Source organism: Planctomycetota bacterium, from assembly GCA_018242585.1.
Classification (GTDB): Bacteria; Planctomycetota; Planctomycetia; order Pirellulales; family PNKZ01; genus JAFEBQ01.
The window spans coordinates 674-14,118 of sequence record JAFEBQ010000011.1 but is presented as its reverse complement, the minus strand read 5'-3'; the positions used below and the strand labels follow the sequence as shown (position 1 = coordinate 14,118).

The following is a 13,445-nucleotide window of genomic DNA, read 5'->3' as shown; positions in this document are numbered from 1 at the left end:
CAAAGTCTCAATGACCAATGTCCAATGACCAAGTAAGAAACCCCATTGCGCTGCCTTTCTTGGTCATTGGGATTTGGTCATTGGTCATTCATAAACAACACCCGTCCCTCGTTCTCTCCGTGCCAACCTCCGTGTCTCAGTGCCTCCGTGGCGAAAAACTCAAACATCGTACACAATCCGCCCGTGACGTTCGGCCCTCGAAATCCTATCGCTGGCCCACAGTCCGGCCAGCACGAACTCAACGCAACTCGCCCGCATGGCTGGGTCGCTGGCCGCGTTCACCTCGAACGCTTTCTCCCAAGCCGGCGGCACACGCTTCAATCGCTCGACATACGCCTCGCTGGGCAGCAGGTCGCCGACTTCGATCTTGACTCCCTGGCTGAAGATCTGGGCGATCTCTTCGATGCCATGCCGTTCGACATATTCTTCGAACACCGTCTTGATCGCTTCGGCCAGCAAGGCGTCGAGCACCTGCCCCTCGGTCATCTGGTGCGTCCCCATCATGTCGAGTTCCAGCTTGCCGAGCGACGACGAGTGCAGGTGTCCCAGGTCGCTGATCCGCGGCACGGCCGGCCGTTCGCCCAGTCGCGCCCCGCGCTGCCGCGCGCTGGCGGCCATGGTCCGATAGTTGGCGATCGAGAACCGGGCGCTCACGCCCGACTGGTGATCGATGTACTTACTGCGCCGGGCCGCGATGGTCAGCTCTTCGACCACTTCGCGCATAAAGTACGGCACCGCCACCGGGAAGTCGCCCCCCAGGTCGAAGCCCGCCTCCTGTTCGACAATCTGAATGCCCAACTCGCGGGCCAGTGGATAGTGGGTGTGAATCACCGAGCCGATCCGGTCTTTAAGCTGTGGAATGACCTTACCGCTCCGGTTGTACGTGGCTGGGTTCGCGCTAAACAGCACCAACACGTCGAGGTCGAACTGGATCGGGAAGCCGCGGATTTGCACGTCGCGTTCTTCCAGAATATTGAACAGCCCCACTTGCACCAGCTCGTCCAATTCAGGCAATTCGTTCATCGCGAAAATGCCTCGATGCATCCGCGGAATCAGCCCGAAGTGCAACGATTCCTCGGCCGACATACTGACCCCGGCGGCCAGTTTGGACGGGTCGATTTCGCCGATGATGTCGGCGAACTTGGTCCCAGGGGCCAGGCGCTCGGCATATCGATCTTCGCGCCGCCACCAGGCAATCGGAATGTCCTCGGGCGCGCGATTCGCCAGCGCGCGGCGGCCTTGCGCGGTGATCGGCCGGAAGGGATCCTCGTGGACCGGGCAGCCCGGCAAGTCCAAGTACGGCACCTCGGGATCAAGAAACCGGACCAGCGCGCGCATCAGCCGGCTCTTGGCTTGCCCCTTCTCGCCCAACAACAGCATGTCGTGCCCGGCGATCAGGGCCAGATTGATCTCGGGGATGACCGTGTTCTCATAGCCGACGATGCCCGGAAATAACTCCTCGCCGGCGGAGAGCATCCGCATGAAGTTAGCTTGGACTTCGGCTTTGATTGTCTTGGACTGCCAACCGGCGGCCTGCAGTTCGCGCAGATTCTTAGGCTTCATCACGACCCAGATGCAAAGGAAACGAAACTCGAAACTTTGGCGCGCGATTCAGCGGCAGGCGTTACGGCGCCGCGACTTGATCGATCAGGCGGGCCACCGCCGGCAAGACGGCGGGCTCGACATGCCCCCAAAAGTCGTGATGGCCGACCCCCGGCACGGTGATCGCGGTCACTGGCCGGCAGACCGCCCCCAACTGGCCCATCATCGCGTAGGGAACGACCGTGTCTTGGTCGCCATGGGCTAATAATATCGGGCACGTCACTTGGGGCAACTTTTTGACGCTTTCAAAGCGATAGCTCAACAACCAGCGCACCGGCAGCCAGGGGTAATGATAACTGGCCACGTCGGTGACCGAAGTGAACGCGCTGAACAACATCAAGCCCGCGGCGGGTTTGCGCGACGCCAGATCGGCGGCCACGCCCGAGCCCAAGCTCCAACCGGCGATGATGATCCGCCCGCGGTCGACGTCCGGGTTGTTAGCGAGCCATTCATAGGCCGCGTCCGCCGTGGCGTAGCAGTTCTGCTCGCTCGGCCGACCGCCGCTCATGCCAAAGCCCAGGTAGTCGACGACCATCACGTTGGCGCCGCGGCGGCGAAAGGCGTCGACTTCGTCGAGCGTGTCGACCAGCGCCATGCCATTGCCATAGAAGTACAGAATGGTCGGCCGCCGCGCCGCATCGGCGCGGACCATGCCGCCGCCATCGAGCGCCTTGGCGAACAGGGCGCGGATGGTTTCGTCGGCGGGTGACTTCAGCGTGACCAGCTCCGCCCCCAGCGGCGGCTTGGCCATTTGCACCTCGCGCGTCCCTTGAAAGCGGCTGCCGGGAAAGATAAGTCGCGTTTGCAGGAAGTACAGGACACCCATGATCAATAGATAGACCGCCAGGCCAAGTAACAACCAGCGCCCGAGGGTGCGCCGCCACGTGGCGGGCGAGCGCGAGCCGATGCGCGAAGCGCTGGTTTGAATCGACGCATCCAAAGAATCGCTCGACATGCGTGACCAGGCCCACCGGCCCACCCTCCGCGGCAGAGATGCTCATCACAATCAATCCAGAGCAATGATCAACCGTGGCCATGAACCTGTCAAACATTCGACAGGTTGTGAACCAGAAACCACCTCGCCAGTTCCGTCGGGTGCTCAAGGCCCTCAGCCTTGAGCATGTCGGTACACGCTTCGCATGCTCAAGCCTTCAGGGCTTGAGCATGGCACCCCATGACCTGTGCAATGTGGAATTGCCGTTCTATCGCGCGTAGAAGAAGAACGACGGCCCGGGGGCGCGGTAGTAAACCGGCTGTGGGTAGTAGTAATAGACCGGCTGCTGAACCTGAACCGCCACCGGTGCGCTGGTCGGCGCGGCCGGAAGCAACGCCGCCGGTGTGGCTGGAGCCGGGTTGACCAGGGCCGGGCTGCTGGCAGCGGGAGCTTGGGCGGCCACTGGCGCTGCTGTCGCCGGCGCGGTCATGGTTGCACTTGTCGTAGCGGTTGCTGGCTGGACCGGCTGCGCCGGCGCGCTGGTCGCCGGCGCGGTCGTCGTAATCACCCCAGCGGGCGCAGGAGCCGGCTGGGGTGCCGCGGCCTGATAGGCGACCGGAGCGGCGACCACGCGCACCGGCGCGGCATAGACCGGCTGGGGGACGTAATAGACCGGGGCCGGAGCGTAGTAGGGGGCGTAGTAGTAGGCCGGGGCGTAATAGGCCGGCGGCGCGTAGACGCCGAACGAGAAGTAAGGCCCGCCGCCCCAGCCATGATGGTGGGCCGACGCCGCGCCGCCGAGCGATAGCACTGCCGCCATTGTCAAGCTGCCCAGAATCGATCGCATGGCTGGCCTCGGGGCTGGGGGGAGCGTGGACAGGCTCTCTCTGATTGATTATCGGCTGTTGGCCACCACGCTGGATGGTCTTTCTATCGGGGGATAAGCATTCGCTTGGCCCAGCGGCGCTGAGCGCGGCGACATCAGCCTGGGTTGCGCCGACTCAAGACCGCGGACATGTTTGTTTTTTCGAAGCTGATCGCAAAGCCAATCAGGGGTGCGACAAGCGGCGTCGGTGTCGTGTCGAGTCCTGCTTGGTATGACGTTTGCGAACCTTGAATCAATGAAGCGTTGTTGACCTGAACCGATCCGCGCGAGGCCGACCCATGTGCCCAATCTCACGGCAATTCGACTTCGCACTTTGGACGGGCGCTAGGTCGTGCGCCTCCGAATCGGCCTTTCTCAGGCGCGACCAGGCGAAAGCTTGGCCGCGTCTTTTTTTGCGCCGCCTCGAAAGGTCTATTCCTCGGGTTCATTGAGTAGAAGGAGCGAAACCATGTTGCGATCGAAGACAGTTTTCCTTGCGCTGCTAGCCATGTGCGCGGCGCTGACGACCTCGACGGCCTTTGGCCAACGTCTGCGCCAGGCCCTGCGCCCGGCGCAACCATCGACGCGGACGGTCCAGGAACAGAACTTCCAGCGGCCTGACCGGGACGCCGATTTCGCGGCCATGATCGCCGGCGAAAACGAAGGAGAAGTCAAGCTGGCCCAGTTTGCGCTGAAGCACGCCCAGAGCGACGACGTGAAGAAGTTCGCTCAAACGATGATCGACCAGCACACGCAACTGGTGAACAAACTGGACCAATTCACCGCGCATCGCGAACATCGCGCCATGTCGCGCAACGCCAACGAACCGGTCCAAAACGCCGCACCGGCCGAGGCACAGAACAACGCCAATCCCCAGACCAACGCGAACGCTCCGACCAACACCCAGACGGCCGTCGCCCCCAACCCAGTCGGACATCACGAGATGCTCGGCCTGCACCATGAAATCGGCGAACGCTGCCTACAACTGACGGAGCAAGAACTGTCGCAGAAGCGCGGGGCCGACTTCGATCGCTGCTACGTCGGCAGCCAGATCAGCGCTCACATCCACGCCATTGCGGCCATGGAAGTGGTGCGCGACCATGCCCAGGGGAACCTGCGGCAAGTGCTTGACGACGGCGTCCACGCCGCCCAGCAACACCTGGCAATGGCCAAGGACTTGGCCAAGAAACTCGAATCGAGCAACCGTTCGAGCCAATGATTCGCCACGAGTCCCGCGCGTCATGCACCCTGCATCATGACGCGCGGGGCGTCGCGAACGAACCGCAACGACCCACTGCCGACACGGCATTTGGCATCGACCAAAATGCGACCGGCAGTGGGTTTTTGTTGCGCGCGGCAGTCTTAGTGCGGCGATAGCGAATGCCGCCCCCCTGAAAGATGCCAGGCTCTTGGATTACAATGGCCCGCTCAGCCGGCGTTGCCGCGTTGGCGTTGCTTCCTTGATCCTCGGCGATTCCCATGATCCGCGAGCACGACGTTGAAATCCGCGTCCGGTACAAAGAGACCGACGCGATGGGTTTCCTGCATCATTCGAACTATTTCGTCTATTTCGAGATCGGCCGCACCGAGATGCTGCGCGCCACCGGCATGAACTACCGCGACATGGAAGCGGCCGGGCATCTGATGGTGGTCGTCAAGCTGGAATGCCGCTATCGCAAGCCGGCGCGGTATGACGACGTGCTGTTGCTACGCACGATTCTCAAGCGCGTCAGCATGGCCAAGATCGAACACGAGTATCAACTGCTGCGCGACGGCGAACTGCTGTGCGAGGCGTCGAGCACGCTGGCTTGTGTCGACCGCAATGGGCAAATCCAACGGATTCCGGAAGTGTTCCTGCCCGATCCGGAGTGAATGCCTCGCCACGAAACGGCGATTGCTACACGACGACTGCATCACGTCGCGGCCGGGGCGTCAACGAACAGGGCGCGCAGGCAAATCTGCGACCAGGTCTCGAACTGGTCCAATTGTCCGAGCAACTCATCCAGCGGCCGGAAACCGCTGTCGACTAGTTCGCTCTCACGCGGCTGGACCAGCGGCTGCTCGACGTCGAACAAGTGCGCCACGCCCAAGTGGACGCGGCCGACTTCGGTTTGATCGTCGTTGATCAGGCCGACGCATTGCTCGGTGTAGGGCGTGTCGATCGCGACTTCCTCGTTCAGTTCGCGGCGCAATCCTTCCTGGTAAGGATCGGCGTCAGCCAGGTTGGCGTCTTCGCTGCTGATGTGGCCGCCGATGCCGACGCTCCGCTTGGCATGCAGGCGACCTTCCCCTTGTCCGCGCCCGCGCGTGTATTGAAACAAGTGGTCACGCCCGGCCGGATCGCGGTAGCGGAACACGACGTAAGGGATCAACTGCTTGAACGTCGGATCCTGCTCCATTTCGGATCGCAGCCGGTAGCTCATGTGTTGCGGCTGGAGCAGGTGCTTCAAGTAGCGCTCCGTCTCGGTCGAAAAGCCCTGGAAGTGCCCCACTTCGTGAAACAAGCTGGTCGGCACCACCAGCACGCGTTCTTGGCCAACTTGTGACACGGAGAATCCTTTCGTTGAGTGACTGGTTTCGCAAACACCCCTCCCTTTCAGGGAGGGGCAGGGGGAGGGTAAACGCGCTCCGCATGGCAACACTAAGACTCTCATCCGGCGGCTAGCGCCACTACCCTCCCGCGGGGAGAAGAGTCTCTTCGGCCACTTACAATATCAACATCGCGTCGCCATAGCTATAAAAACGATATCGACGCGCAATCGCTTCGTCATAGGCCCGGGCAATCAGTTCATCGCCGCCGAACGTGCGAACCAGCACCAGCAGCGTCGTCCGCGGCAGGTGAAAGTTGGTCATCATCGCGTCGACCGCGTGAAATTCAAACGGCGGACGGATGAACAACTCGGTCTCGCCCGACCAGAGCTGCAGCGTGCCGCTCAGGGCCGCTGTTTCGAGCAGCCGAACCGACGTGGTTCCCAGGGCCACGACACGGCCGCCGGTCTGGCGACAGGCCGTGATCTTGGCCACGGTGTTGGCGTCGATGGCACCGGCCTCGCGGTGCATGGCGTGTTCGGCGAGCGACGCGGTTTTGATCGGCCGGAACGTCCCCAGCCCGACGTGCAGCGTCACCCGACAGATCGTCACCCCGCGGTCGACCAATTGTCCAAGCAGTTCGTTGGTAAAGTGCAGCCCGGCCGTAGGCGCCGCGACCGAGCCGGGATTACGCGCGAAAACGGTCTGATACCGGGCGCGATCTTCGTCGGTCATCTCGCCGTGGCGAATGTAATGGGGCAGGGGAACGCGGCCGGCCTGGTCGAGCAGATCATTCGTAGGTCGTTCGCTGTTCGGCTTGGCAATCCACACGCCACCGGGGCGCTTTTCAATCAGTTGCAGTTCGAGCGCGTCGCGCCCTTCGACGTCCATCAAGGTGATCGTCTCGCCGGGGCTCAGGCGGCCGCGTGTCTTGCCCAGCAATTGCCACAAGCCGTGTTCATCGGCCGAGAGGAACAAACCTTCCCAGTGGCCGCCGGTCTGGGTGCGTCGGCCCACCAGCCGGGCCGGCACCACGCGCGTGTCGTTGATTACCAGGCAGTCGCGCGGATCGAGCAGGTCGGGCAGATCGCGAACGTGACGGTGCAGGATCGCCTGTTCCTGCCGCTTGACGACCAACAGTCGAGCGTCGCTGCGCGCGGCCAGCGGCGTCTGGGCGACCAGTTCGCGCGGCAGCGAATAGTCGTAATGGGCCAGCTCGGTGTGGGTCGCGGATTTCACGTCTAAACGTCCGTGTTGACCGGGGCAAACCTGCTTTTGCGCCCGGCGTTGATTGGTCAGCAGTGGTGAACGGTGGGGACTGAAAAACGGGCCGAAAACGTGTCGGCCAAGGCCGAGTTTCTCCGCTGGAATTCTAGCCGCCCGCAGGTCGAAGCGACCAGTATACGCGCCACGGCTCTGCCGTCGAGGATGCCATCGCAAACCAATAAACACAAGCGACTTACAACAACTCACATCAGGTGGGATTTACCATTACCCAAGCGGAGAAAAGCGAGTCTCATACCTCGGGGCGCGAAATACGAACGTCGCGTCGCGGTCGCTCACCTTTTTTTGAAAAAAAATTATGTCGACGGAAGTGGTTCACTGTGAACACACTTCGCGCGCTGGCTGGGTGTCACACGAGCGTCTCGTGGAGAAAAAGATTTGACGAGACTCACGAAATGGTTATCTTTGGCGACCAGTGGTGAGCAGTGGGGAAAAGTGGTGACCACGGAATGATTCTGACGGGGACATTCGTCCGTTCGATCGACGAAAAGCTCCGGGTGGCCCTCCCTAAACGGCTTCGCGACGACATGGTCAGCAACACGGGGCGTGACCTGTTCATCACTCGCAACACCGACGCTTCGCTGAGCCTGTACACGGAAGAAGGACTGACGGCGATGGCCCAGCGACTGACGCCGGCCTCGCCCGTGCAACAAGACGTTCACAACTTCAGTCGCCTTTTCTACTCGCAGACGGAACGCGTGGAAGTCGATTCGCAGGGGCGGTTTCGCATTCCACCGGCACTGGCTCAACTGGCGCGATTAACCAAGGAACTGGTGATGATCGGCGTTGGCGACCATGTCGAGTTGTGGGACAAGCAAGCCTGGGAAGACTACTCGGCGCGGATTTCACCCAACTTCGATCAACTGGCACAGCGAGCGTTTGAACAAGGGGCGGCTTCGCGGCAGGGCTAATCGCGGCAGATTCACGGGCAGTTCTCGATCGGGCACCTTGCGGCTGGGCAACGCTGGCTCAATCTTTTCAACAAATTACAGGAGTCGTCCGTCCGTTTCGCCATTGCGTACCGGCTAGGGAAGACGGTTAGCGGCCACCAATCGTCGCCCGCCTGTCTCGTTCGACAGGAGCTTGTACGGATCGGATGTCAGGATGCACCGGTTGCGAAATCAGCGAGTCGCCCGCCTGCACGAGGCGTGGCGAGCTCGTCACCCCCGAACCTGGGCGTCATGGATGACGCCCTCGGCGGGTGGTTATGCGGACGTCGAACGACTTTATCTTGCCGCACGGCAACTCTGCCGCTGCTTATCTCTCGTTACAGAATCCGAGGGAATTCGACCACGACGGTCACGACGTCGGAGAGCAGCAGCATTAGGAGGGTGGGAACCGCAAAGACGCAAAGAAGACGTAAGAAATCAAGTTCCCATCAGGGAATAGGTCACGGAGTCGCAGTAGGCGTTAGTGTTTGTCATTCGACATTTCCCCTTTGCGTCCTTCGCGTCTTTGCGGTTCAACTCCTCCCGCTGGCATTTTCCGGCGTCGTGTTCGTCGTGCCGTCGTGGTCGATTCCTGTCTTTTCCACCCTCGGCCTGTAAGCTAGAGCCCTTGCTAGCACGCCGCGACTCTGCCAACCTGATCTGGCAGCGCACTAGCCCGCTGCGTATAGTCCCCCTCCGCGCCGTAGTACCGGAACCGCCGTGTCGTCCCCCGCCTCGCAGCATGTCCCCGTTCTGCTGGATGAAATCGTCCAGTGGCTGGCGCCGACGCCAGGCATGATTCTGGTCGACGGCACCCTGGGCGGAGCCGGCCACACCCGGGCTTTGGCAGAACGGGTAGGTCCGAGCGGCCGCGTGATCGGGCTCGACCGTGACCCGTTGCCGGTGGCCCGCGCGCGGGAAACGCTGGGCGAATTGCCCGTGACGGCGGTGAACGCCAACTATTGCGACTTACGTGACGTCCTCGACCACTTACCAATCGCACAGGTAGACGGCATCGTGCTCGACCTGGGACTTTCGAGCGATCAGCTCGCCGACCGCGACCGAGGCTTCAGCTTCGACGCCGATGGTTCGCTCGATCTGCGCTTCGACACCAGCCAGGGGCAGCCGGCCAGCGAACTGGTCAACCGGCTGCCGGCCGAGCCGCTGGCCAATCTGATCTACGAATTGGGCGAAGAACGCCTCAGCCGTCGCATTGCCCGTCGCATTGTCGATGAGCGCGAGCGTCAACCGATCACCACGGCCGGCCAGTTGGCCGAGATTGTCCGTCGCTGCTACCCGCCGCGCCACGCCCGGGGCGAGCAGATCCACCCGGCCACGCGCACGTTCCAGGCGCTCAGGATCGCGGTGAACAACGAGCTAGGCAGCTTGGACAAAGCGCTCGCCAGCTTTCCCGATTGTTTGAAGCCGGGGGGCCGGCTGGCGATTATCAGCTTTCATTCGCTGGAAGATCGCCGTGTGAAGTACGCCTTTCGCGACGATCCGCGATACACCGTCCTGACTCGCAAACCAATCGTGCCCGGCGACGACGAACAACGTCGCAACCCCCGCTCGCGCAGCGCCAAATTGCGCGTGGCGGCCCGCGCCAACGAGAACCAATCGTAATCAGCCAACCACCACGACATTAGCCCCCGGTCAATGACCGGGGGCCGCGCGACAATACGCTTTGGCTCCCGATGATGCGTCGGCGGCCACAACGAACTTCAGGGAGGAAGTTTCGATGGGCAAGGAAAAGATCGTCGGTCTGTCGGTCCTCGGCGTCCTGGCCATGACAATGGTCTCGGTCGCTGTCTGGCGGTTGCGCAACGAGCGCTCGCTCGCCTATCCGGCCATTGACATCAGCGGCCTGCCGGCGTCCGCCGACAATCCTTCTGGCACGCCCGCCCAAACGGCCAGCACCCGTAAGCCGAGCCTGCTCGAACGCACCACCAGCGGTGAACAACCATCATCGCCGCTGCTGGGAGGCCACGACGACTCCCAAGTTCCGTCCAGCGTCGATTTCAAGCTCAACCGCGAAACGGCCGTTTCATCGCGGCGCGTGCCGAATCCTCCGGCCGAAATGACCTTTGCCGTGCCGACGCCACCAACGCCGGTTGCTGTGCCTGCAATGGCCAGCGACACGCCGACGTCCACACCCGCCGCCGATCCGTTCGCGCAAGTCGCGGCCACCACGGCACCGGTCGCCGCCACCGCGACCGTGCCGGACCAGGTCGACGGGCGGTTGCAGCGAGCGCCCGAGGCGGTTCAGCTTTCGCCACAACCGACCGGCGATGCGTCGGCCACGCTGATGCCGCCGACAGTGGTTACCGAAGCTGCGGCAGCCACGAACGCGCCAGCGCCACCAACCGCTCCAACCGCCGCGCTCACCGAGCCGCAACCGCTGGCCGCTGCCGCGAACGCCCAACCGACGGCGCACGAGGAACCGGCCCGCAAACCCCATCATCACTACAACTTCCCGCACGGCACGGACACCGCCTCGGCCAACCCAGCGACAGCCGCCGCAACCGATGCCCCCATCGCGCCGACCGCCGAGGCCACCAACCGCTTTGGCGGCAACCAGTACGACACGTCGGCCTACGGTAGCGCGGGCGCGAACAGCTACAGTCAACCACTGCCGCCTCCGACCGCCACGGCTACCCCCTACGGCGCGGCTTCGGCCGACCAGGGTGGCGCCGGCGTCGCGGCTTCGCAGGAACCAACATACCCGGGCACGACGTTGCCGATGAATGGACCGTATCACCCCAGCGCCCCGGCCGCCGACTCGACCTATCAACAACAACAGCCGCCGCACGGCACGCACCAACACAGTACTCAACAACAAAGCGCTCAACAGCAAAGCGCCCCGGCCAACCCGCATCAGCCGCCGGCCCATTCGCCGTATCAATTGCCGCACCATCAGCACGCGACGCCCGCGCAGCCCACCGCGCCGGCAACAGGCAACAGGCCGCTCCATCCGCACTACGACGCTTATGGCCGTGACATCCAGCCCGAGGCCGATCCGTCGCGAGCCCGCAGCTATGACGCCTTGCCGCAGCAGCAATCCAACGCGACGGGCATTCCCAGCGACATGCCCGGCTTTGGTTCTCAGGCCGATCTCGGACATCACCACGGTTCGCACTCGGGCGAGGCTTATACCGTGCAGCCGAACGACAGCTACTGGACCATTGCCGAGCGAGTCTACGGCAGCGGCAAGTACTTCAAAGCTCTGGAAGAGCACAACCGCGAGCGGGTGCCGAACTCGGGCAAGTTGCGCGTCGGCGATCAGGTTGCCACGCCGTCGATCGAGACCCTGGAACGCCAATACGCCGACCTGACCCCCAAGCGTCGCAACCCGCCCGCTCAGCCGTCGCTCACCGTGCCGGTCAGCGCGCGGAACAGCGAACACGCCGGCCGCGTTTACAAGGTGCGCCAAGGGGACACGTTGTTCGACATCGCCCGCTATGAGCTGGGCAAGGCGTCGCGCTGGTCCGAGATTTACGAGCTGAATCGTGACCGGCTGGGCGACGATTTCGACTTCCTGACGCCGGGCACCGAACTGCTGCTGCCGAACAACTCGACCATCAACGGCCACTCGGGGCCGAAGGAGCGGGCGCCACTCACCACCCGCTCGCCGGCAGGCTTGCAGCGATAACGAATCGTTGAATGTTGCTTCGTTCTAACGGTGGGGTGGCACGGCCGCTTGTCGGCCGTGTTGCGAAGCAACAAGAAAAACGTACGAGTTCGCTGCCACTTGCTTCTTCCTGTCGCTGCGCGACCCAGCCGACAAGCGGCTGGGCCACCCGGGAAATGTCACCCGAGTTACTTGCCGCGCGCGGCGAGAACTCGCTCGATCTCTACGACGGCCGCCGGCAGGTCATCAACGACGACGTCGGGCCGAGCCGCGCCCTCGCGCTCGGTTTCCGCGCCGTAGCCGGTGCGGACCAACACCGTCGTCGCGCCAATCCCCTGACCAAACTCGATGTCGAGGGCCTTGTCGCCAATGACGAAGCTGGCGGCCAGGTCGATCTGAAATCTCTCGGCGGCTTGTCGGGCCAGGCCGGGCGCTGGCTTGCGGCACGTGCAACGATCTTCGCTCACGTGGGGGCAAAAGAAAACGCCATCGAGCGCGGCCCCTTCGGCCGCCAGCAATGACTCAAGCCGCTGGTGGACGGCGGCCAGTTGTGCGAGCGAGAACCGGCCGCGGCCGACGCCCGACTGATTGGTCACCAGGACGATGCCGCACCCCAACTCGCGCAACCGGCGCAAGGCGTCGCCCGCCCCGGCCACCAACTCAACCTCGGCCGGATCGGCGAGATAGTGCCGCTCGACAATCAGCGTCCCATCTCGGTCGAGCAGTATCCAAGGTCGTCCCATCGCCAAATCATCGGCCAACGCCCGGCGGCCGGCAAGGGGAGCGAAATAGTTGCTCGCGGCGGAAATGCTTGTAGGCTTGAGGTCACAATCACCTGGGGCGAATCGAACTTCGCGCGGCTTTGCCTACTTGGAGCACCTGCAATGCGTCACACGCTCGTTTGGTCCGCCGTGTCCTTGGCCTGTCTGGCGATCGCCGGTACGCACTTCGCTGCCGAGCCCGAGAAGAAATCGAACGAGCCGTGGATCGCGCTGTTCGACGGCAAGTCGCTCGACGGCTGGACGCTGAGCGGCTTTGGCGGTCAGCGCGAAGTAACCGTCGAGAACGGCGAGCTGATCCTCGAGCAGGGTGAGCCGATGACCGGCATCACCTTGTCCAAAGCGGCCGCCGAGAAGCTGCCCAAGATCAACTACGAGTTGACCCTGGAAGCCAAGCGGGTCGCCGGCAGCGACTTTTTCTGCGGGCTGACGTTCCCGGTCGGCGATGACCCGTGCTCGCTGGTCGTGGGCGGCTGGGGGGGCGGGGTGGTGGGGCTGTCAAGCCTGGAAGGGCAGGACGCCTCGGAGAACGAAACGACGACCCATCACCGCTTCGACTCGGGACGCTGGTACAAGATTCGGCTGGTGGTGCTGGACAAGTCGATCGAGGCCTGGATCGACGACGAAAAGGTGGTGAACGTCAACACCGAGGATCGCACCGTCTCGGTCCGGCTGGAAATGGAACGCTCCCGCCCGCTGGGCCTGGCCACGTACAACACAACCGCCGCGATTCGTAACTTCCGCGTGCGGAAGGTCGCCGCCGGGAAGGGCTGATGTTCTTGTCAGTTGTCAACGGCCCGTGGTCAGTTGCACACGGGCGACATCCTGGTGACGTAGCGAGCCCGTCAGTCAGCGGCATTCGAGGATTGAGCGTCATTCCTGCGCAGGCGGGAAT

The 13,445-nt window shown here is 63.1% G+C and carries 12 protein-coding genes; 6 read left to right on the top strand and 6 right to left on the bottom strand.

Going from position 1 to position 13,445, the window contains the following annotated elements; all coding sequences use genetic code 11:
• Window positions 1-159: 159 nt before the first annotated feature.
• From JSS27_05970 to JSS27_05960, 3 genes are all read right to left on the bottom strand, one after another.
• Window positions 160-1,563 carry a magnesium chelatase gene (locus JSS27_05970; GenBank protein MBS0208484.1) on the bottom strand — a complete coding sequence of 468 codons (1,404 nt, stop codon included), beginning with the start codon at window positions 1,561-1,563 and terminating at the stop codon, window positions 160-162.
• 61 nt (window positions 1,564-1,624) lie between these two features.
• On the bottom strand, window positions 1,625-2,557 hold the full coding sequence (locus JSS27_05965; GenBank protein ID MBS0208483.1) for an alpha/beta hydrolase: 933 nt from the start codon (window positions 2,555-2,557) through the stop codon (window positions 1,625-1,627).
• A 247-nt stretch (window positions 2,558-2,804) separates the two neighbouring features.
• Window positions 2,805-3,383, bottom strand: a complete 579-nt coding sequence (locus JSS27_05960) for a hypothetical protein (GenBank protein ID MBS0208482.1) — start codon at window positions 3,381-3,383, stop codon at window positions 2,805-2,807.
• Between the two features lie 487 nt (window positions 3,384-3,870).
• On the opposite strand from JSS27_05960, the gene JSS27_05955 reads away from it, so the two are divergent.
• Together JSS27_05955 and JSS27_05950 are read left to right on the top strand one after the other, a co-directional pair.
• Entirely contained in the window at window positions 3,871-4,620 is a 750-nt protein-coding gene (locus JSS27_05955; protein MBS0208481.1) for a DUF4142 domain-containing protein, read from the top strand.
• A 260-nt stretch (window positions 4,621-4,880) separates the two neighbouring features.
• Window positions 4,881-5,273: an acyl-CoA thioesterase gene (locus JSS27_05950; GenBank protein ID MBS0208480.1), complete on the top strand. Its 393-nt coding sequence runs from the start codon at window positions 4,881-4,883 to the stop codon at window positions 5,271-5,273.
• Between the two features lie 41 nt (window positions 5,274-5,314).
• Here the strand turns inward: JSS27_05950 and JSS27_05945 are convergent, their stop codons facing one another.
• Window positions 5,315-5,950, bottom strand: coding sequence for a phosphoesterase (locus JSS27_05945; protein ID MBS0208479.1), 636 nt, complete (start codon window positions 5,948-5,950; stop codon window positions 5,315-5,317).
• Window positions 5,951-6,107: 157 nt separating this feature from the next.
• On the bottom strand, window positions 6,108-7,169 hold the full coding sequence (gene queA / locus JSS27_05940; protein MBS0208478.1) for a tRNA preQ1(34) S-adenosylmethionine ribosyltransferase-isomerase QueA: 1,062 nt from the start codon (window positions 7,167-7,169) through the stop codon (window positions 6,108-6,110).
• A 494-nt stretch (window positions 7,170-7,663) separates the two neighbouring features.
• Between queA and mraZ the strand changes: the two genes are divergently transcribed.
• From mraZ to JSS27_05925, 3 genes are all read left to right on the top strand, one after another.
• The gene (gene mraZ / locus JSS27_05935; GenBank protein MBS0208477.1) at window positions 7,664-8,125 is read left to right on the top strand and encodes a division/cell wall cluster transcriptional repressor MraZ; all 462 of its coding nucleotides are present in this window, start codon (window positions 7,664-7,666) and stop codon (window positions 8,123-8,125) included.
• 738 nt (window positions 8,126-8,863) lie between these two features.
• A complete protein-coding gene (gene rsmH / locus JSS27_05930) occupies window positions 8,864-9,766 on the top strand; it encodes a 16S rRNA (cytosine(1402)-N(4))-methyltransferase RsmH (protein ID MBS0208476.1) in 903 nt (300 codons plus the stop codon).
• A gap of 115 nt (window positions 9,767-9,881) precedes the next feature.
• Window positions 9,882-11,792 carry a LysM peptidoglycan-binding domain-containing protein gene (locus tag JSS27_05925; GenBank protein ID MBS0208475.1) on the top strand — a complete coding sequence of 637 codons (1,911 nt, stop codon included), beginning with the start codon at window positions 9,882-9,884 and terminating at the stop codon, window positions 11,790-11,792.
• 167 nt (window positions 11,793-11,959) lie between these two features.
• Here JSS27_05925 and gmhB read toward each other — a convergent pair whose 3' ends face one another.
• On the bottom strand, window positions 11,960-12,514 hold the full coding sequence (gmhB, locus tag JSS27_05920) for a D-glycero-beta-D-manno-heptose 1,7-bisphosphate 7-phosphatase (GenBank protein MBS0208474.1): 555 nt from the start codon (window positions 12,512-12,514) through the stop codon (window positions 11,960-11,962).
• 141 nt (window positions 12,515-12,655) lie between these two features.
• On the opposite strand from gmhB, the gene JSS27_05915 reads away from it, so the two are divergent.
• A complete protein-coding gene (locus tag JSS27_05915; GenBank protein MBS0208473.1) occupies window positions 12,656-13,324 on the top strand; it encodes a DUF1080 domain-containing protein in 669 nt (222 codons plus the stop codon).
• Window positions 13,325-13,445 lie beyond the last annotated feature (121 nt).

Excerpts from the sequence above, each read along its gene's own strand:
- JSS27_05970 (MBS0208484.1), bottom strand. The coding sequence starts at position 1,563 with ATGAAGCCTAAGAATCTGCGCGAACTGCAGGCCGCCGGTTGGCAGTCC.
- JSS27_05965 (MBS0208483.1), bottom strand. The coding sequence starts at position 2,557 with ATGTCGAGCGATTCTTTGGATGCGTCGATTCAAACCAGCGCTTCGCGC.
- gmhB (MBS0208474.1), bottom strand. The coding sequence starts at position 12,514 with ATGGGACGACCTTGGATACTGCTCGACCGAGATGGGACGCTGATTGTC.
- JSS27_05915 (MBS0208473.1), top strand. The coding sequence starts at position 12,656 with ATGCGTCACACGCTCGTTTGGTCCGCCGTGTCCTTGGCCTGTCTGGCG.
- mraZ (MBS0208477.1), top strand. The coding sequence starts at position 7,664 with ATGATTCTGACGGGGACATTCGTCCGTTCGATCGACGAAAAGCTCCGG.
- JSS27_05925 (MBS0208475.1), top strand. The coding sequence starts at position 9,882 with ATGGGCAAGGAAAAGATCGTCGGTCTGTCGGTCCTCGGCGTCCTGGCC.
- JSS27_05960 (MBS0208482.1), bottom strand. The coding sequence starts at position 3,383 with ATGCGATCGATTCTGGGCAGCTTGACAATGGCGGCAGTGCTATCGCTC.
- JSS27_05950 (MBS0208480.1), top strand. The coding sequence starts at position 4,881 with ATGATCCGCGAGCACGACGTTGAAATCCGCGTCCGGTACAAAGAGACC.
- JSS27_05955 (MBS0208481.1), top strand. The coding sequence starts at position 3,871 with ATGTTGCGATCGAAGACAGTTTTCCTTGCGCTGCTAGCCATGTGCGCG.